Raw genomic sequence first — 19,143 nt, forward strand, 5'->3', positions numbered from 1 at the left:
ATGGTCGTTCAGGGGGAGGGGGATCGGGGGAGCGGCGCTACTGCACTTTGCGCAGTAGGCCGCGCAGGGACGACGCGAGAAGACGGTCGAGCACGCGGTCCGGCAGGAAGCGCGCGAGGCGGATCAGGATCGCCGCGTCGCGGCCGATCGTGTAGCGGGTCTTCGGCCGCCGCTCCGTGGCGGCGGCCGCGATGGTCCTCGCCGCCTGCGACGCGTCCACTCCGCTGCGGAGGAACCCCTCGGACTGGAGAAGGATCGCCTTCATGAGGCCGCCGTACCGCCGCTCCTGTTCCGCGCTCATCTCGGAGCTCAGCTTCTTCAGGGTGACCCCGCCGCGCCCGACCATCTCCGTCCGCACGGCACCCGGTTCGACGATCGCGACCTGCACCCCGGTGGGCGCGAGCTCGCGACGGAGCGAGTCGGCGACTGCCTCGAGAGCGAACTTCGATCCGGAGTACGCCCCGTAGGTCGGCTGGGCGAGACGCCCGCCGATCGAGCTGATCATGACGACGCGCCCTCGGCTCCTGAGCAGCGCCGGGAGCACGGCCTGCGTGACCTCGATGTGGCCGAAGAAGTTGACGTCGAACTGCCGCCGCCACTCCTGCATCGGAAGGACCTCGACCGGAGCGTTGACGGCGATGCCCGCGTTGTTGACGACCGCCCTCAGCGGTCGGCCGTCTGTCTCGATGAGGGCTGCCACCTCCTGGATCTGCTCCGGGCGGGTGATGTCGAGGAGCACGGGCTGGATGCGGGGGGCGGCGATGGCACGACCGTCGCTCTCGCGTCGGACGCCGGCGAGCACGTGGTAACCGCGCGCGGCGAGCTCGCGGACGGTGGCGGCGCCCATGCCGGTTGAGGCGCCGGTGACGAGGATGAGCTCGACTGCTTCAGGTGACGTTGTCATCTTGAAACCATAGCACTCCAGATGACGTTGTCAACATTAGAGTCGTCGTCATGGTCAGTCGTCTCGAATCCTCAGCGGCCACTCGTCGCTCTCTGCTCGACGCCGCCAGGCAGCTGCTCAACGAGGGCGGGCCGGCGAGGGTCACCCTGCGAGAGGTCGGTGCGCGCGCGGACGTGTCGCGCGGCGCCCCTTACCGGCATTTCCCGGACAAGGAGAGCCTCCTGGCCGCCGTAGGGGCCGAGAGCTGGGACCGGATCGCGGACCGGCTGAGGCGGATGCCGGAATCACCGACCGAGGGCGGCGCGGCCGTTCTGCGGTGGGAGGCACTGCTTCTTTCGTTCTTCGAGAACACAGGCACCGGCCGCGATCCGCCTGCCCACAGACAGCATCCTCACCGCGAGCGGACGGTGAAGGCCTCTCCGGGAGCGACCACGCGGACGCGGGACGGGTTGACGACGCGCGACCAGAGCTTGGCCGGGTCGGCGTTGAACGGTGCGAAATCGGGCGAGTCGACGGAACCCCAGTGGTGGAGGACCAGATCGGCGTCGGGATACGCATTCGCCATCTCGACCGCGCCGTCGAATCCGAAGTGCCACTCGCTGTCAGAGAAGTCGAAGAGGAGGACGTCGGGCGCGGGCATCGTGAGGTGGTGCTCGCGGATCAGGCGGGAGTCGCCCGGCGCCCACACGACTCCGTCGGGCGTCCGGATCCAGAAGCCGCAGCTGTCCTCGTCCTCGAACCTAAGCCCCTGATAGCCGGGCTGGGCGTTCTGCCAGGCATGATCGGCGGGCAGCACGGTGACGCGGACCCGGTCGCCGACGGTGAAGTCGTCTCCGATGTCGTGGCCGGTCCCGGGGATCGCCTCCTCCGTCATCACCGACGCGACGTAGCGGGTCGAGTGGAAGGCCTCCGTCACGGGCACCAGATCGCGGCAGCTCGGGATGCTGAAGTGGTCGTTGTCGGCGTGGGTGACGAGCACCGCATCGACGCGGGGAACCTCGGCGATGCCCAGAGGGATGTCGATCAGCAGCGGCATGTCGAAGCTGTGCAGGACCGGATCGATCAGGATCGTCGTTCCCCGGGCGTTGAGGAGGAAGCCGGCCATCCCCAGCCAGTGCAGGGTGGTGCCGACGCCGTCTCCGAAGGCGTCCGCGCCGATCGGGACGCTGGGGGGAGCGATCGCCTGACGGCGGCGTTGTACATCGTTCACTCTCGTTCTCCTGTTCAGCGAGGGCTGAACCGACATGATCACCTCCCCGCGCCGGCCCTGCAACGGCCGCCCTGCCCCTCGGCGGGCCGGCCGTAGGCCGGGGGAGTGATCACGGCGAGGCGTCAGGGGGCGTCGGTCAGGCTCGGACGAGCGCGATGTTGAAGTCGAACGTGCCGAGCTGCGCGTGCAGGGCGAAGAAGAGACGGGAGTACATCTCGGTCGCTCGCGCGGTGGTGATGTCTCCGAGGTCGATGATCGAGTCGGTGGGCCACCCGAACTGTCGGAGGATGCTGACGACCTCCTGCTTGGCGTCGTCGTGGTCGCCCGCGACGAAGATCGAGTGCTGACCGGGAATCCTTCCCGGCTCGATCATGACCTCGAAGTAGACGGTGTGGAGGGACTTCACGACTCGTGCGTTGGGGAACGCACGTTGGATCTGCTCGCCGAGACTGTCGTCGTTCGCCGTGGTCAGGGTGGGCGGGAGACCCTGGGAGAGATCCAGTGGGATGGCGAGGTCGAGAACGGTCTTGCCGGCGAGGTTGTCCGCTCCGACCGCGTCGAGTGCCGCGAGCGAGTTCGCTCCGGCTGTCGCGTTGAGGAGGAGTTCCGCGAACGCTCCGGCGGCGGCGAAGGGCAGGATCGTGATGTCCTCGTGCTCTCTGTGCCACTGGGCGAACGAGGGGGAGCCGTCGGGCTCTGTGCGGGTCAGCGTCCGCTCGACGTCGCGGGTGCCGAGGGCGACCTCGTGGCCCAGCCCTGCCAGGCGTGCCGCGAGGGCGCACCCGACCGCTCCGGTTCCGAGTACTGCGATCTTCACGGGTTCTTCTTCCGCGTCGAGGGGGAGGGGATGACGACGACGGTCATCGGTTGACGTAGCTCATGTGCTGGTCGTTGTACCGGTCGCCGTGCACGCCGATGCGCTGCGCGAGTCCGGTGAGGTCGGCGACCTCGTCCGCGGAGAGGGCCACGGTCGTGGCGCCGGCGTTCTCCTCGATGCGGGAGGTGCGACGCGTGCCCGGAATCGGGACGATCCACGGCTGCTGCGCGAGGAGCCAGGCCAGAGCGATCTGGCCCGGGGCCGCGTTCTTGCGCGCCGCGAGGTCGGTCACGTGGTCGACGAGGGCCTGGTTGGCGGTCCGGTTGTCCTCGGTGAAGCGGGGGATGCTGGCGCGGACGTCGCCGTCCGCGAACGTCGTCGAGATGTCGACCGTGCCGGTCAGGAACCCCTTGCCGAGCGGGCTGAAGGGCACGAAACCGATACCGAGCTCCGCGAGGGTGGGCAGCACCTCCGCCTCCGGATCGCGGGTCCACAACGAGTACTCGCTCTGGACAGCGGTCACGGGGAAGATGCTGTGCGCGCGACGGATCGTCCCCGCGGCAGCCTCGGACAGTCCGAAGTGGCGGACCTTCCCCTCGGCGACGAGCTCGCCGACTGTGCCGGCGACGTCCTCGATCGGGACGTCCGGATCGACGCGGTGCTGGTAGAAGAGGTCGATCACGTCGGTGCGGAGGCGGCGCAGCGAGTCCTCGGCGACGGCGCGGATCCGGTCGGGACGGCTGTTCAGTCCCACGCTCGTCCCGTCCTGGATGTCCCAGCCGAACTTGGTGGCGAGGACAACCTCGTCGCGGAGAGGCTGAAGGGCCTCGCCGACGAGCTCCTCGTTGACGAAAGGGCCGTAGACCTCCGCCGTGTCGAAGAAGGTGACGCCGCGGTCGACTGCCGAGCGGAGCACGGTGATCATGTCGTCCCGGGTGCCGGGATTCGGGCCGTAGCTCTGGGACATGCCCATGCAGCCCAGACCGATCGCCGACACCTCGAGTCCCTGTCCCAGTGTGCGCATATGCATGTCAGTTCTCCTTCGTTCACTTCTGATCGGATGGTCCGGCGAAGTCGGTGGAATGGTGTGGACCGGTCGGCGGATGCCGTGCGTCGTTCGACGGAAGGGTGGGCAATTCTCGGGCCGGTTAGCGGCCCTCGTATTCGTCGTCAGTGATGTGATCGGCCCAGGCGGTGGTGGTCGTGGGGTCGTCGGCGCTCTCGAGGATCGCGAGGTGCTCCATGAATACGCCGGGCGCGGAAGCGTGCCAGTGCTCCTCCCCGGGCGGGGTGTAGAGCGTCTGGCCGGCGTGTAGCTCGAGAATGCTGCCGTCTCGAGTACCGAAGCGTCCAATTCCGGCGGTGACGTGGAGGTACTGGCCGCGGGCGTGGGAGTGCCAGGCGGTGCGCGCGCCGGGCGCGAAGCGGACGCGGGCGACGACGGTGCGCTGGTCGGCGTCGTGGGGAGCGACGATCGGGTCGAGCCAGACGTCGCCGGCGAACTGCTCGGGCGGGTTCTTGACGGTGGGGGAGCTGGGTTCGATGTTCACGGTGTTCCTTCGGTCAGGGGCAGCTGTCGTGTCAGTCGGCGTCGCCGCCACAGGGTCAGGCGTCGGCGCGGGGAGCCCCGGCGACGTCCTGCAGGTTGGTGGCGGCCCAAGCGCCGAGAAGGCGCAGTTGGTCTTCGGCGGGGGTACCGGGGGTCGCGGCGTAGATCATCAGCGACAGACCGGGATCGGCGAGCAGCTCAGTCCCGACCAGCTCGAGGGTGATGGACCCGACCACGGGGTGCTTCGCGATCTTCGCGACGGCGTCGTGGCGACGCACGTTCGCGTTCGCCCAACGGTCGCGGAACGGCTCGCTTCGAGTGGAGAGTTCACCGATGACCTCAGTGATGCGCTTGTTGAAGGGGTCTCGCCCTGCCTCTTGGCGAAGGACTGCGACGGTCGCGTCGACGGCAGCGATCCAGTCGGGATAGAAGGTCTGCGCGGCCGGGTCAAAGACGGTGAAGCTGGCCAGGTTCGGTCTCGACGGTCGCTTGGCGTAGATCGGCGAGTAGAAGGCACGGCCCAGGTCGTTGGCGGCGAGGATGTCCATGGCGCCGTTGCGGACGAAGGCAGGCGCTCCGGTGATGGCAGCGAGCGCGGCGCGGATCCCGGAACGCACTCCCGGAGAAGAGGGCCTCCGCGTCCTGCTTCGCGCCGTGATCTGAGCTCCCCGAGCGAGGTTTCCCAGGTACTCGCGTTCCGCATCGTCGAGCTTCAGCACGTTCGAGAGAGCATCGAGAACCTGCTCGGAGACGCCGGAGATCTGCCCGCGTTCGAGGCGCGAGTAGTACTCGGTCGAGACGCCGGCGAGCATGGCCACCTCCTCCCGACGCAGTCCCTGAACGCGACGGCGTCCACCGAAGTCCCGCAGGCCGACATCCTCGGGGCGCAGACGCGCCCTCCGGGAGGTGAGGAACTCGCGGACCTCGTTGCTGTTGTCCATGACGTCCACGCTAGGTCGCCCCCACCGATCCAGACATGCCCTGTGAGTACGTGCACAACCGGTTCCTCCCGCCCACGACAGAAAGGGAGTGGACTCGTCTGTGGCACGTGAGGAGGCGGTACCGACGGCCGGAGCGAGCAGCAGCTTGACGCGATCGGCGACGCCGACGAACTGCGCCTGACCGTACCGCGATCAGCAGGATCTCCTGCGGAAGCGGTTCCGGCACCGACCGCCCGCGAGACGACCCTCGAACTGCTCCCGCGAAGACCAGTCCCCAGACCCGAAAGAAGAAGACGATGACTGATTCCACTCTCAAGCAGGTCGGCGGAGGCCGCCGCAGCCTCGGCGACTTCGCCCCGAAGCTCGCCGCCCTCACCGACGACGTGCTCTTCGACGACGTCTGGAACCGCCCCGAGCTCTCGCCCCGCGACCGCAGCCTCATCACCGTCGCCGTCCTCGCCGCCGGCGGCGACCTCGACCAGCTCGAGTTCCACCTCGGCCGCGGCGTGGAGAACGGCCTCACCCGGGACGAGCTGATCGAGGCGATCACCCACGTCGCCTTCTACGCCGGCTGGCCCAAGGGCATGGGCGCAATGAACGTCGCCAAGCGCGTCCTCACCGACTGACCGCCCACTCCCCACCCCCACCTCATTCGACAGAAGAAGGAACCGGAAGAACCCATGAGAGCAGCATTCATGTTCGGCGCCGGCGACGTGCGCATCGAGAACGTCCCCGATCCCAAGATCCAGAAGCCCACCGATGCCATCGTGCGCACGGTCCGCTCCTGCATCTGCGGCTCCGACCTGCACCCCTACCACTCCCTCCCCGCCTCGGAGCAGGGCACCCCGATGGGCCACGAGCTCATCGGGATCGTCGAGGAGACCGGCTCCGCCGTCTCCACCGTGAAGAAGGGCGACTTCGTCATCGTCCCCTTCTCCTTCAGCGACAACACCTGCTCCTTCTGCCGAGACGGATTCCACACCGCCTGCAAGCACGGCGGCTTCTACGGCACGCCCGAGGTCGGCGGCCTGCAGGCCGAGCTCTCCCGCATCCCGCTCGCCGACGGCAGCCTCGTCGTCGTTCCCGGCGTCACCGAGAACGACAGCGCACTGTTCCCCAGCCTGCTGACACTCTCGGACGTCTACCTCACCGGACACCACGCCGCCCACATGGGCCGCGTCGAACCGGGTAAGACGGTCACCGTCATCGGTGACGGAGCCGTGGGTCTCTCCGCCGTCCTCGCGGCGAAGCAGCTCGGCGCCGAGACGATCATCCTCATGGGCCGCCACACCGCGCGCACCGACCTCGGCCGCGACTTCGGCGCTACCCACGTCGTTGCCGAGCGTGGCGACGAGGGCATCGCGGAGGTGATGGAGATCACCGGCGGCGAAGGCAGCCACGTGGTCCTCGAGGCCGTAGGCCACATGCCGGCCTACGAGCAGGCCTACGGGGTCATCCGTCCCGGTGGCGTCATCTCGCGCGTCGGAGTGCCCCAGTATGAGGACGCCCCCGTCGGCTTCGGGTCCTTGTTCGGCAAGAACATCACTCTCACCGGAGGACCCGCTCCGGTTCGGGCGTACCTCGAGCAGGCGATCCCTCTGGTCCTCGACGGCACCATCGACCCCGGCCGCGTCTTCGACCGGACCATCGCCCTCACCGACGTTCCCGCCGGCTACGCCGCCATGGACGCGCGCGAGGCGCTCAAGGTCCTCGTCACCGTCTGAACCCGTGCCGACCCTCTCTCAAGGAGCCTCCATGCTCGAACACCCGATCACCGACGACGACCCCCTCGCCGACGCCTGCCCACTGGCGAGTCGGACTCGGCGATCCCGCCGTCCCCACCGCTCGTGACGGAGGCACCGTCGGCCAGGCGTCGCCGGTTGACGCTGCTGCTGTGCTCGTCCGGCTTCTTCCTGATCACGCTCGACATCCTGATCGTGAACGTGGCCCTGACTGCCATCGGCCGGGACCTCGGCGGTGACACGGTCGCGCTGCAGTGGACCATCGACAGCTACACGCTCACGTTCGCGGCTCTGCTTCTGCTCGCCGGGAACCTGTCCGAGCGCCTCGGCGCGAAGCGCGCCTTCCGGTCCGGGATCGTCCTGTTCGCGGCCGCCTCGGTCGCGTGCGCACTGGCTCCCTCGATCGAGCTGCTGATCGCGGCGCGCGCGTTCCAGGGGGCCGGGGCGGCGGTGATGCTGCCGGCGTCGATGGCGCTGATCCGCGAGGCCTACGTCGACGATCGTGAACGGACGCGGGCGCTGGGGATCTGGGCCGTCGGAGGCGCGGTCGCGACGGCCGTCGGCCCGGTGCTGGGGGGAGCGCTCACCACCGGAGACTGGCGGCTCGTCTTCGCGATCAACCTGCCTGTCTGCGTGCTGATGCTCGTCCTGCTGCGCGCTGTGGGCCGCTCCCCGGTCGTGCCCTCCCCGTTCGACTGGGCCGGTCAGGTCGCCTCCGTCGTCGGGCTCACCGCACTGGTCTTCGGCCTCATCGAGGGCGGAGCAGTCGGGTTCACCGCACCGCTCGTCCTCGCGAGCCTCACCACGGCCGTCGCCGCCATCGTCCTGTTCCTCGCAATCCAGGCGCGAGCAGCGCATCCGATGATGCCGCTGGACCTGTTCCGCTCAAGCGGAATGCGTATCTCGCTCGGGGTGGGCTTCGCCTTCATGGTGAGCAACTTCGGCACGGTCTTCGTCCTGAGCCTGTTCCTCCAGCAGCAGCTCGGCCTGCCTCCGCTCCTGGCCGGACTCGTGTTCCTGCCCGGAGCAGGTTTCAGCATCCTCGGCAACGTCCTCAGTGGAACGCTGGCCAACCGCTTCGGGATCCGCGTCCCGATCGTCTCGGGGCTGGTCCTGATGGCGTCTGGTCTCGCCCTCGCCGTCCTCACTGCTCCGCTCGAGTCGCCCTTGCTCGTCGGGACGGCGGTCTGCCTGACCGGATTCGGCGGCGCGGTCACGATGCCACCTGTCACCTCTGTGGTGCTGAGCAGCGTCCCGCCCGCTCGAGCGGGAACAGCCAGCGCCGTGTTCAACACGTTCCGCCAGGTCGGAGGCGCGGTGGCGATCGCCGTCTTCGGCGCGTTCATCGCCGACGAAGCTTCCTTCGTCTTGGGCCTGCAGCTCAGCCTCACCAGTGCAGCCGTACTCATCATCGCTGCCGCGGTGGCGAGCTGCTTCCTCCACACCAAGCCAGGCCCCGCGTAGGTCGGATCCCTCTCCTGGGAAGGAGCCGGATCGGCTCGGGGCCGGTTCGCTCTTGTTCGGTAACGCGTGAGGCTCGTCAGCGCGAGCGCCGGCCCGGCATTCTGGGGAGCGGTTGTACCCGCGGGCGCTGGGCTCAGACGAGGTCGTTGGCGCAACGGAGGACGAGTGCGTGGGCGAATTGCTCAGGGTCCGCTTCTGATGTGCCGCGGACGCGGAACTCGACCGTCTCGCCTGGAAGCAGCGTCTCGAGCGCCCGATCCGCGACGGCATCCGAAGCGACGCGGTCGACGAGCAGGGTGAGTTCGCGGACAAGGTTCTCTGCAGTGACCCTCACGAGGTGGACGTCTCCGTCTCTGCGCACGTCGACTGACACGCGAGCGGGCTGCAGGCCGCTGGCCCGGTACTCCGCGAAGAACCAGAGCGCTCGCTCGCCGTCGAAGGTGGCGACCAGGAGTTCGTTCGCGACGTCGTCGGGTCGGGTGAGCGGGAAGTCGAGCACGACGTTCCGTGAGCTGCCCGCCGGGACTGCGACATGGACGGTGAAGCGTTCGAGAACGTCGCCGGAGAAGTGCAGCCGCTGCACCTCGACCGGACCCGCCCAGTCCTTCGTCGAGTCGTTGACGAGCGCGAGACGGAGACCGGTCCCGCCGTCCGGCTGGATCGTGATCATCCGGTCGGCGTGTGCCTGCTTGAGGGCGTAGAGGAGCGGCTTGGGTCGTTCGTCGGCGTCGACCGCTGCCCAGGAGGTGGACGGCCAGCAGTCGTTGAGCTGCCAGACGATCGTTCCGGTGCAGTGCGGCGTGAGGGAGCGGTACCACTCGATCGCTGTGCGGATCGCGATCGCCTGGTTGAGTGACATCGCCCAGTGCCAGTCCGCCATTGTGTTCGGGAGCGGGAAGTGCGCCGTGAGTCCGTCGGTCAGCTTGTCATTCCCCTTGATGGCCTTCTGGTGGATGAGCATGCCGGGTGATTCCGGGGTGAGGGGGTCGTCGTGGACGGCTCGGGTCAGGGTGCTCCAGGTGGGCGGGCCCTGCCAGCCGAACTCGGAGACGAACCGGGGGCGCGAGTCGCGGTAGTGGGGCCAGTCCTTCTGGTTCCACAGGTCCCAGACGTGGACGGTACCGCTGTCGGGGTCGTTCTGATGGGCGGCACGGTCGGGACTGAACGGGCTCCCGGGGGTGTAGGCGACATGGGGGGCGAGCTCGGCGACGAGGGCGGGGAAGAGGTCGTAGTAGTAGCCGGCGCCCCAGGTGCGTCCGTCGAGCTTCTTGTCCCAGTCCCAGTCCTGGTACCCCCAGATGTTCTCGTTGTTGCCGTTGAGGACGACGAGCGACGGGTGCGCGGCGAGCCGGATGATCGCCTCGCGCGCCTCCGCCTCGAACTCGGACCACAGCGGCTCGTCCTCGGCATAGGCGGCGCAGGCGAGGAGGAAGTCCTGCCAGGTGAGGATGCCGCGTTCGTCGCATTCGGCGTAGAAATCTTCGCTCTCGAAGATCCCGCCGCCCCACACGCGGACCAGGTTGATGTTCGCGAACTCCGCTTGGGCGAGCCGGCGCGCGTAGCGGGCGCGGTCGACGCGGTGCAGGAAGGCGTCGTCCGGAATCCAGTTCGCGCCGCGGACGTGGATCTCCTGATCGTTCACGATGATGGCGAATCCGGTTCCCGCATCGTCCGGTGTGCTGCGGGCCTCGACCGACCGGAACCCGACACGGTGGGCACGTTCGTCGAGCGCGTCGTCGCCGGACACGAGCCGCACTCGCACGTCGTGCAGAGCAGCATCGCCGTAACCGCGTGGCCACCAGAGCGCCGCGCCGTCGACGGGGACGTCGAATCGTGCGACTCCGTCGACCGTCGTGAGGCGATGATCGTCACCCGCGATGCTGACGACGACATGTGCCGAGACCTCTCCGGTCACGTGCGCTGTGCCGCGCAGGCGGGGAACCCCGCCGACGACCACACCCGCCAGGGCGACGTCCCGCAAGCGCGCGCCGCTCCAGGTCTCGAGAGTGACCGGCTTCCACAGGGCGGAGGTGGCGGTGTCGATTCCCCAGTCCCAGCCGAAGCTGCACGCCATCTTCCGGATGGCGTTGTAGGGGTGGTGGTTGGTGTGCGGGCGGTAGCCCAACTCGAGACTGGCGGCATCCGCGGCACGGAGGGGTGAGCTGATCGCGACCTCGAGTTCGTTGGCGCCTGGGACGAGCATCCCGGTGACGTCGATCCGGTGGCTGCGGTGCATGTTCCTCGTCGACGCGAGTGCGGCTCCGTTGAGAGAGATCGTCGCGATGGTGTCGATGCCTTCGAAGAGGAGCTCATGATGTTCGCTCCCGTCGGGATTCCAGTCGACGACGGTTCGGTAGGTCCAGTCGGTGCGTCCGATCCACGATTGGGTCTTCTCGTTCTCGTCAAGGAACGGGTCATCGATCAGACCGGCCGCGAGTAAGTCGGTGTGCACCGAGCCGGGCACTGTTGCGGCGATCGCGCCGGCTGAACCGACGGCAGCAGGGACGGCCGAGCCGGACGCTTCGACGGTCCAGGAGGTGAGAGGAGTGCGGACGATCATGCTGCGAGCTTTCTGATTCGAGGTGATGCGCGTCGGGCGGGGCCGATCACTTGAGGGCACCGCCGAGCAGGCCGGCGACGTAGTAGCGCTGCAGTAGCACGTAGATGATCACGCAGGGGATGACGGTGACCGTGACGCCGGTCTGCATCAGCCCGAAGTTCACGCCGAACTGGCTATCGGTGGAGAGGATGCCGATGCTGACCGGCAGTGTGTAGAGGTTCTGGTCGGTGATCAGGATGAGGGCGGCGAACAAGTCGTTCCAGGCCGCGAAGAACGACAGCAGCGTGGTCGAGACGAGGGCGGGAACGGCGATGGGGAGCATCACTCGCCACAGTGCGGCGAAGGGGCTGGCGCCATCGATCTGAGCCGCCTCCTCGAGCGAGGCCGGGATCGCCGCGAAGGAGTTGCGCATCAGGAAGGTGCCCAGCGGCAGATTGAACGTGGCGATGACGAGGGCGACCCCGACGAGGTTGTTCTGCAGTCCGATGTCCCTCAGCACGATGTACAGCGGTGTGATGACGGCTTGGAACGGGACCATGAACGTGATCAGGATCACGAAGAACGCCACTTTGCTGCCTCGGAACGGCAGCTTCGCGAACGCGTATCCGGCGAAGGTGCTCGCGACGAGGGTAACTAACGTCGCCAAGATCGACACGAACGCAGAGTTGCCGAGGCTCTGCAGCAGGCTGAGGCCGCGGCTGGCATCAGCCAGTTTCACGACGTTCGCGATGCTGACTTGAGAGAGCATCACCCCGATCGGGTAGAGGGTCAGCACAGCGAGGCACAGTGAGACGACCCACCAGGCCGCAACGGGCAGGATGCGCGCCCGCGAGCGCGGTACAACCACTTTCGAGGGGGCGGCGGTAGCCGTAGGAGCGTGAGCCGATGTGGCGATGGCGTTCATGCGTTGTCCGAGTTCCTGAGCAGCAGCATCTGTCCGGCGCTGACGAGGCCGAGCACGAGCATGAGGAGAATGGAGAGGGCGGAGGCGTATCCGACGTCGAACTTGACGAAGCCGTTGCGGTAGATCTCGTACACGGCGGTGAGGGTAGAACCAGCCGGTCCGCCGGTGGTCATGATGTAGAACTGGTCGAACGCGAGCAGTGAGCCGGCGACGGAGAACACGAGGACCAGCGCAAGGGTCGGTCGCAGCAGCGGCACCGTGATGTACCAGAAGCTCTGCCAGCTCGTGGCACCGTCGATTCGGGCGGCCTCGGTGACCTCTTCCGGTATCGCCTGGATGCCGGCGAGAACGAGAAGCATCTGCAGGCCGACGACCTTCCACGTCACCATCGCGACGACGATCGCGAACGCGCTCCAGAAGTCGGCGAAGTAGTTCTTCGTGGGACTAACCAATCCCCAGTCGCCCAGGAGTTGGGTGGTGGGGCCGATGTCGGACTGCCACATGAAGAACCAGATGTAGCTGCCCGAGGCGAGACCGATCACGACCGGCAGGAAGTAGATGGTCTGGAAGAAGCGGTGCGCGCGTCCGCCGCGGCGCACGAGGAACGCGAGCGCGAAGGCGAGGACCAGCAGGATCGGCGTCATGACGGCGGTGTAGAAGAAGGTGAAGCCGACAGCACTGAGGAACTGCCCATCAGTCGCGGCTTTGACGTAGTTGTCGAAGCCGATGAACTCCGGGGCGCCCAGCAGCGGCCAGTCGTTGAGGGACATGTAGACGGTGCGCAGCAGCGGCCAGAGGAAGAACAGCCCCAGAAGAATGAAGGCCGGCAAGCTCAGCAGGAACCCGAGCGTGCCACGGCGCCGGTCCATGCTGTTGCGACGACGGGGCGGCGAAGGCGGTAGCGCCGGGGCGATCGGGCGGGCCTGTTGGAGTGCGGTCATTGTCGATGCTCCTCGACGGTCATTGTCGAAACTTCTTCGGGGAGGTGGAGCGGGCCTCACGGCCCGCTCCACCGAACGCTGAGGCGATTACTGCGATTCGTCGAGCAGCGCCTGCGCAGCCTTCTGCGCCTTGTCCTGTGCATCGGCGACGGATCCGGAGCCGAAGACCGCTTCCTGGAGCATCGTCGACCAGATGCCGTTCGAGTCGTTGAAGAGCTCGTTCTCGATCACGCTGTAGGGCACCTTGCCTACGGCGAGGGCATCCGCGAACACCTGGTACCGCGGATCCTTCGGGATGTAGAGGCTGTCGAGGAGGTCGAGGCGAATGGGGATCACTCCGTTGTCGGCGACGACCTTCTGGCCGTCCTCGCCGGTGGCCCACTTCAGGAACTCCCATGCACCATCGGGGTTCTTCGCTCCCGCCGTGATCGCGATGTCGTCTCCTCCGGAGAAGGATCCGCTCTGGCCGGCTTCCGCGCCGGGGATCAGTGCGACGCCCCAGTCGAACTCCGCACCCTCGGCAGGGTCGGTGAGGGAGCTGATGAAGAAGTTGCCCCAGTTGAAGATGCCGACCTTGCCCTGCTTGAAGGCGTCGCCGGCGTTGGCGCCGCTGTCGGACTGGACGAGTTCCGGCATCGCGCCGCCGCTCCAGAGGTCGCGGTACATGGTGACGGTGTCGGTGACCTCGGCGCTGTCCAGCTGAGCCTTCGTGCCGTCATCCGAGAGGACGTTGCCGCCGCTGGCCCAGATGTAGGGCGTGATGGAGAAGATGTTGCATCCGCCGCACGCTCCGGAGAACGCGAAGCCATAGGTGCCGTCGCCCAGAGCGGTGATCGCCTCCGCTGCCGACTGCACCTCGGCCATCGTCGGCGGCGGCGTCTCCGGGTCGAGGCCGGCTGCTCGGAAGAGGTCCTTGTTGTAGTACATGACGGAGACATCTCCGCTGAAGGGCAGGGCGTAGGTCTTGCCCTCGTACTCGCCCTGGGCGAGGTGCCCCGGGCTCATCTGGTCCTTGTAGTCGAGCTCGTCGACGCGGTCGCTGATGTCCAGGAGGGCGCCGGCCGAGGCGAAGTAGGGAGCGTAGACGAGATCCATCGAGGCCACGTCCGGGGCGTTGCCTCCGGCCGCTGCAGTGCCGAACTTCTGCACGAAGTCGGCCGCGGGGACCACGGTCACGTCCACCTGGAGGTCGTCGTGAGTGCTGTTGAACTCGTCGGCGAGCGCGTTCATGAACGTCGCCTGCGAGTCGCGGGTCCAGACGCTGATCGTTCCGGAGCTGCTGTCGCCGCCTGAGCTGGAGGTGGAGCATCCGCTCAGTCCGACGACGGTGGCCGCGAGTGCGGTCATCGCGAGGATGGTGGTGGTCGTACGCCTCATTGCGTGTCCTTTCGAAGGAGGGGTCTTTCAGGAGAGTGAGTGAGTTCTTCGGCGAGGACGACCGGCGGACCGGCCGCATCCCGCTGCTCAGACGGTGGGCATCCAGACGCGCATGGCACCGGCAGACCGGTTGGCCCAGCGGAAGTACGGGATCGCGCGCACGGTGCCGATCTCGGACTCCGCGCTCTGATCGAGGTCCGACGGGTAAAGGGCGTCGGCGGTGGCGTGAGTGCGCGCACCGGCGATGTCGAGCACCGGCACAGCGAGCACGGGGTCGCTGCCGGCGTCCGAAGCCGAGGGGCGGTCGGGGATGACGACGTCCTCCAGCCGGACGCCGCCCGGCAGGTCCGCCTCTTCGAGGCAGTAGTAGACCGGCCCGCGGCGCAGAGCGAGAGCTCCGCGCGCTCCGTCCACCCAGGGGTGAGCACGTTCGAACACCGGCTCGACAGGGATGTGCAGCTCGACACTGCTCGCACCGCTGGGCACGTCGGTGAAGCCGGATGCGGCGTCGACGGCTGTGCCGCCGTCGACCGAGAGCGTCGCGCCGGCCGCCCAGGCGGGGATCCGGTACTGCGTCACGCGCGTCGTCGGAGTGTCGAAGACGACTCGGATCTCGGGGGTCCAGGGGAACCCGGTCTGCACCGTTGCCGTGACCCCGTCGCCGATCTCGAACTCACCGGGCGTGTAGATCTGGAACTGCACCGCGTCGTCGGACTCGGTGAGCAGGTACCCGTTGATCGACGAGAGGAGCCGAGCGAGGTTGGGCGGACAGCAGGCGCAGAAGTACCAGTCGAGCCGGGTCGACGGGGCGTCTTCTTCGTGAGTGTGGCCGGTGCGCAGCTGGAGAGGGTTGGAGTAGAAGTACGACTTCCCGTCCAGCGACGTCGACACGGCGATCGCGTTGTAGAGGCCGCGCTCGATCTCGTCCGCGTACTGCGCACCACCGTCCAGCAGCAGCATCCGCCAGTTCCAGTGCAGGTTCGCGATGGCGGCGCAGGTCTCGGAGTAGGCGCGGTCGGCGGGCAGTTCGTACGGGTCTCCGAACGATTCGCCGCGATGGCGCGAGCCGAGACCGCCGGTGACGTACAGCTTCTCGCGGTGGATGCTGGTCCACAGTGCATCGAGCGTGTCGCGGTATCCCGCATCGGGGTCGTCGAGCTCGAGGTCGTTCACTCCGGCGAGCAGGTACAGCTGGCGCACGGCGTGACCGGTCGCTTCACGGGCGTCCTTCACCGGCGTGTGGTCCTGGTAGTAGGCGCCCCCGAACTGGCCCTCGCCGATCGTGCGGAAGCCGCGCAGCTCGACCATCCGGCGAGCGAGCTCCCGGTGCCGAGGCTCCCCGGTGAGGCGGGAGAGTTCTACGAGCGCCGTCTCGATCTCGGGGTGTCCGTCGATGTCGTCGCGGGCGCCTTCACCGAACGTGGTGTGGACGAGGTCGACATAGCGCTGCGCGATCTCGAGCAGGTCGGTGCGACCTGCGTGTGCCCAGGCGATCGCCGCCTGGACGAGGTGGCCGAGCTTGTACATCTCGTGCCCCTGGGGCAGATCCGTGAAGCGCTCGCCGGCGTGCGGTCCCTGGTAATAGCTGTCCAGGTAGCCGTCCTCGCCCTGCACGGCGGCCAGGAGGCGGATCGACTCGTCAACGAACGGCAGGAGTTCGCTCACGTCGCCGCGAGTGGCCTCCCAGCCGATGGCCTCCAGGGTCTTGTAGAGGTCCGAGTCTGCGAAGAGCGGGCCACGGAACGGAGCATCGCTCTCGCCGACGAGGCGCCGAAGGTTGTCCACAACCCCCGAGGTCTCCATCCGCTCGATGCAGTGCGGGAGCGTGGCCTCGCGGTTGACCTGCTGCCAGTCGCCGACGAAACCTCCGTTCAGGCGAACACGGCGCACGTCGAGAGGGCGGCGGGCTGCAGCGCGAGCCGGGGCGGCCGGGGCGGCGAGCGAGTCGGAGGCGGTGACCATGGTTCTCCTCATTGAGCGAAAGCGTGTGGTGCATCCGGTAGTACACCGGTGCACTGCACGTAACAGTACACCGGTGTACTACGAGCGCAAGAGGGAAGTAGCGAAGCGTGGGACTGCGCTTACACGGAGCTGCGGAGTACGACGCCGTGCTCGGCGAGGATGACCTCTGGCTCCAGCGAGTTGTCCCGGAGCCGTTCGTGCAACCGATCGACCGCCCGCTCGGCGATCCAGTTCCGCCCTGAATCGAGGGACGTCAAGGGCGGGAACGACAGCGCCGCCTCCTCGACATCATCGAAGCCGACGACGGAGACGTCGCCCGGGACGCTTCGACCACGGCGTTGCAGCTCGTTCAGTGCCCCCAGCGCGAGTGCATCGTTGAAGCCGAACACCGCATCGAACGCGACACCTGCGTCGAGTGCTGCTGCCAGTGCCGTCGCGCCGGAGGAGCGATTCCACGGGATCGGGCCGATCAGCAGGTCGTCCTCGAGGCTCAGGCCGGCCTCATCGAGCGCGCGCGCGTACCCCTCGAAACGCAGAGCAGCAGCGGTCGCGATCGTCGAGCGCTCCATCCCCAGGGCGAGGATGCGCCGCTTCTTGGCGCCGAGCAGCACACGCGTCATCTCGTACGCACCATCGGCGTTCGCGACGGTCACGAAATCGAAGCGACCGTCGTAGACCCGGTCGCCGATGAGGACGACCGGCACGTCGAGTGTCGACGATTCGATGTCCTCGGGCCCCAGGGCGATCGCGTGGAAGAGGAGGCCGTCCACGTACCGCCCACTCTCCCCGTGCAGGAGCGCGAGTTCGCGGTCGTGCTCGCCGTGGGTCACCTCGACGACGACGTTCAGGCCGTGCAGCTGAGCAGCGGAGACCACCGACTGAGCGAGCTCGGCGAAGTAGGGATGAGCGATCTCCGGGATGGCGAGCGCGATGGTGCCCGTCTTGCCGGAACTGAGGTTGCGCGCCGAGATGTTGACCTTGTAGTTCAGCGTCGTGATCGCCGACGCGACGCGGGAGCGCGTCTCGGCGGTCATGTACGGGTAGCCGTTGAAGTAGTTCGAGACGGTCTTCTTCGAGACGCCGGCGAGCTCCGCGACGTCGGCCATGGTCGCACTCATCGGTATGCGCCCTCCCTCCCTCCAGAGGCGCACTCTACCGCCGCACCGACCTCGCCCGCCGGAGGTCGCGCAGGGCGCACACGACCCGAGCGCGACTTGACAGCGCGCGGCTAATGCCCATAGCTTGTGGCTATACCCAATAGCAATGGAGGCCGACATGCTCGAACACCTGATCACCGACGAGGGATCCATCGCCTACGACGTCGCCGGGACCGGCCCTCTCGTCGTCCTGGCGCACGGGATGGGCGACAGCCGGCACTCGTACCGGTTCCTTGTTCACGAGCTCGTCGCTGCCGGGTACCGGGTGGCGAACGTGGACATCCGCGGCTGCGGTGACTCCAGTGTCGGCTGGTCCTCCTACGAGCGGACGGCCATCGCCGGCGACTTGGTCGCCGTTGTGCGCCACCTGGGCGGCCCTGCCGTCATCGTCGGCCAGTCCATCAGCGGGGGAGCGGCGACCATCGCCGCGGCGACGGCACCCGACGTGATCTCGGGGATCGTCGAGCTGGCCCCGTTCACCCGCAAGCAGTCCTTCGACCTCCTTGGCGTCCTCCGGCACAAGCACGTCCGCGCAGGCATGACCCAGCTCACCCGGGTCATGATGGGCAGCAGCCTCGCGGGGTGGATGAAGTACCTCGACATCGCGATCCCGGCCAAGCCGGCCGACTGGGCCGTCGAACGGGCCCGCATCGAGACGGCGCTCCGCCGGCCCGAGCGGATGGCTGTTCTGCACGCCATGACGAAGACCTCGCCGGCGGACGCCGGCGCGCACCTGGCAGCGGTCCGCTGCCCGGTTCTCGTCATCGAGGGCAGCGCCGACCCGGACTGGGTCGATCCGCGCGCCGAGGGGATGCGCATCATCGGCGACCTGCCCACGGGCCTCGGAGTCGTCGAGGTCGTCGACGGGGCCGGGCACTACCCGCACACGGAGACCCCCGCCGCCGTCCTCGCGCTGCTCCTCCCGTTCCTCGCGAAGACCCTCGCCCCGACGTCGAGCAATGCCTAGAGCAGGTCTGGCGCCCGCGACGGTCACCCAGGCGGCTGCGGATCTGGCGGACGAGCTCAGCCCGGCGCCACTGAACATGAGCGTCGTGGCTGAGCGCCTGGGCGTGAAGGCGCCTTCGCTGTACAAGCACGTCGACGGGCTCGCCGACCTCACCCACCGGGTCGCCGTTCTCGGCGCGACCGAACTCGGGGATGCGCTCCGCGACGCGATGCAGGGACGAGCCGGTGGCGACGCCCTCGCGGCTGCGGCCCAGACGGTCCGCACCTACGTCAAGGAGCACCCGGGCCGCTATGCCGCCACCGTCGGCGCCACCCCGACCGGCCCCGAGGATCCCCTGGCCGCGGCGCTGGAGCACACCCTGGGCTCGTTCGCCGCCGTCCTGCACGGATACGACCTCGACCCCGCTCAGCAGATCCATGCGATCCGGATGCTCCGCAGCATCCTGCACGGCTTCGCCACCCTCGAGACCTCCAATGGATTCCAGATGAGCACCGACGTCGACGAGAGCTTCACCTGGATGGTCGACTTCATCGACCGCGGCCTCCGAGCGGCAGGACGATCGTGACCACCGCGCCCGCGCCCGCGGTCACCGCCCTCTGCGTCGCGGTCGTGTTCACCGAGCAGACCCGATGGCGGAGCCTCACCCGG

Annotated in this window: 17 protein-coding genes and 1 pseudogene; 6 read left to right on the forward strand and 12 right to left on the reverse strand. The window is 68.0% G+C overall.

Annotated features, from left to right (window positions below):
• Positions 1-37 precede the first annotated feature (37 nt).
• Positions 38-904: an SDR family NAD(P)-dependent oxidoreductase gene (locus GSU10_RS03275; protein WP_068207734.1), complete on the reverse strand. Its 867-nt coding sequence runs from the start codon at positions 902-904 to the stop codon at positions 38-40.
• Positions 905-954: 50 nt separating this feature from the next.
• On the opposite strand from GSU10_RS03275, the pseudogene GSU10_RS15450 reads away from it, so the two are divergent.
• Positions 955-1,077 (forward strand): annotated as a pseudogene (locus tag GSU10_RS15450) (TetR family transcriptional regulator); the annotation flags it as partial.
• 218 nt (positions 1,078-1,295) lie between these two features.
• Here GSU10_RS15450 and GSU10_RS03285 read toward each other — a convergent pair.
• The 5 genes from GSU10_RS03285 to GSU10_RS03305 all read right to left on the reverse strand — a co-directional run bounded on the left by GSU10_RS03285 (position 1,296) and on the right by GSU10_RS03305 (position 5,421).
• Positions 1,296-2,114 carry an MBL fold metallo-hydrolase gene (locus GSU10_RS03285; protein ID WP_236713487.1) on the reverse strand — a complete coding sequence of 273 codons (819 nt, stop codon included), beginning with the start codon at positions 2,112-2,114 and terminating at the stop codon, positions 1,296-1,298.
• Positions 2,115-2,250: 136 nt separating this feature from the next.
• Positions 2,251-2,931 (reverse strand): NADPH-dependent F420 reductase, encoded by a 681-nt coding sequence (locus tag GSU10_RS03290; protein ID WP_068207729.1) that lies wholly within the window; start codon positions 2,929-2,931, stop codon positions 2,251-2,253.
• A gap of 43 nt (positions 2,932-2,974) precedes the next feature.
• Entirely contained in the window at positions 2,975-3,961 is a 987-nt protein-coding gene (locus GSU10_RS03295; protein WP_068207726.1) for an aldo/keto reductase, read from the reverse strand.
• Positions 3,962-4,079: 118 nt separating this feature from the next.
• Complete coding sequence (locus GSU10_RS03300; RefSeq protein WP_068207723.1) at positions 4,080-4,481, reverse strand: (R)-mandelonitrile lyase; 402 nt, start codon at positions 4,479-4,481, stop codon at positions 4,080-4,082.
• A gap of 55 nt (positions 4,482-4,536) precedes the next feature.
• Positions 4,537-5,421 carry a helix-turn-helix transcriptional regulator gene (locus GSU10_RS03305; RefSeq protein WP_068207720.1) on the reverse strand — a complete coding sequence of 295 codons (885 nt, stop codon included), beginning with the start codon at positions 5,419-5,421 and terminating at the stop codon, positions 4,537-4,539.
• Positions 5,422-5,717: 296 nt separating this feature from the next.
• Here GSU10_RS03305 and GSU10_RS03310 point away from each other — a divergent pair, with 296 nt between their 5' ends.
• From GSU10_RS03310 to GSU10_RS03320, 3 genes are all read left to right on the forward strand, one after another.
• Positions 5,718-6,047: a carboxymuconolactone decarboxylase family protein gene (locus GSU10_RS03310; protein ID WP_068207717.1), complete on the forward strand. Its 330-nt coding sequence runs from the start codon at positions 5,718-5,720 to the stop codon at positions 6,045-6,047.
• Between the two features lie 54 nt (positions 6,048-6,101).
• Positions 6,102-7,145 carry a zinc-binding dehydrogenase gene (locus GSU10_RS03315; RefSeq protein WP_199220844.1) on the forward strand — a complete coding sequence of 348 codons (1,044 nt, stop codon included), beginning with the start codon at positions 6,102-6,104 and terminating at the stop codon, positions 7,143-7,145.
• 156 nt (positions 7,146-7,301) lie between these two features.
• Positions 7,302-8,627, forward strand: coding sequence for an MFS transporter (locus GSU10_RS03320; protein WP_082844924.1), 1,326 nt, complete (start codon positions 7,302-7,304; stop codon positions 8,625-8,627).
• Positions 8,628-8,760: 133 nt separating this feature from the next.
• On the opposite strand, the gene GSU10_RS03325 is transcribed toward GSU10_RS03320, so the two are convergent.
• From GSU10_RS03325 to GSU10_RS03350, 6 genes are all read right to left on the reverse strand, one after another.
• Positions 8,761-11,187: a glycoside hydrolase family 2 protein gene (locus tag GSU10_RS03325; protein WP_068207712.1), complete on the reverse strand. Its 2,427-nt coding sequence runs from the start codon at positions 11,185-11,187 to the stop codon at positions 8,761-8,763.
• A 46-nt stretch (positions 11,188-11,233) separates the two neighbouring features.
• Positions 11,234-12,034, reverse strand: coding sequence for a carbohydrate ABC transporter permease (locus tag GSU10_RS03330; protein WP_068207709.1), 801 nt, complete (start codon positions 12,032-12,034; stop codon positions 11,234-11,236).
• Positions 12,035-12,087: 53 nt separating this feature from the next.
• Complete coding sequence (locus GSU10_RS03335) at positions 12,088-13,032, reverse strand: carbohydrate ABC transporter permease (protein ID WP_236713486.1); 945 nt, start codon at positions 13,030-13,032, stop codon at positions 12,088-12,090.
• Positions 13,033-13,119: 87 nt separating this feature from the next.
• Positions 13,120-14,409: an ABC transporter substrate-binding protein gene (locus GSU10_RS03340; RefSeq protein ID WP_068207705.1), complete on the reverse strand. Its 1,290-nt coding sequence runs from the start codon at positions 14,407-14,409 to the stop codon at positions 13,120-13,122.
• An 87-nt stretch (positions 14,410-14,496) separates the two neighbouring features.
• The gene (locus GSU10_RS03345) at positions 14,497-16,371 is read right to left on the reverse strand and encodes a glycoside hydrolase family 127 protein (RefSeq protein ID WP_158286090.1); all 1,875 of its coding nucleotides are present in this window, start codon (positions 16,369-16,371) and stop codon (positions 14,497-14,499) included.
• Between the two features lie 119 nt (positions 16,372-16,490).
• Positions 16,491-17,477 (reverse strand): LacI family DNA-binding transcriptional regulator, encoded by a 987-nt coding sequence (locus GSU10_RS03350; RefSeq protein WP_159316545.1) that lies wholly within the window; start codon positions 17,475-17,477, stop codon positions 16,491-16,493.
• Positions 17,478-17,646: 169 nt separating this feature from the next.
• On the opposite strand from GSU10_RS03350, the gene GSU10_RS03355 reads away from it, so the two are divergent.
• Positions 17,647-18,495 carry an alpha/beta fold hydrolase gene (locus GSU10_RS03355; RefSeq protein ID WP_132504742.1) on the forward strand — a complete coding sequence of 283 codons (849 nt, stop codon included), beginning with the start codon at positions 17,647-17,649 and terminating at the stop codon, positions 18,493-18,495.
• A complete protein-coding gene (locus GSU10_RS03360; RefSeq protein WP_082844921.1) occupies positions 18,488-19,060 on the forward strand; it encodes a TetR/AcrR family transcriptional regulator in 573 nt (190 codons plus the stop codon). Before GSU10_RS03355 ends, GSU10_RS03360 begins: the two co-directional genes overlap by 8 nt.
• Positions 19,061-19,143: the final 83 nt, after the last annotated feature.

This window comes from Rathayibacter tanaceti (assembly GCF_009834165.1).
In the GTDB taxonomy this organism is placed as follows: Bacteria; Actinomycetota; Actinomycetes; order Actinomycetales; family Microbacteriaceae; genus Rathayibacter; species Rathayibacter tanaceti.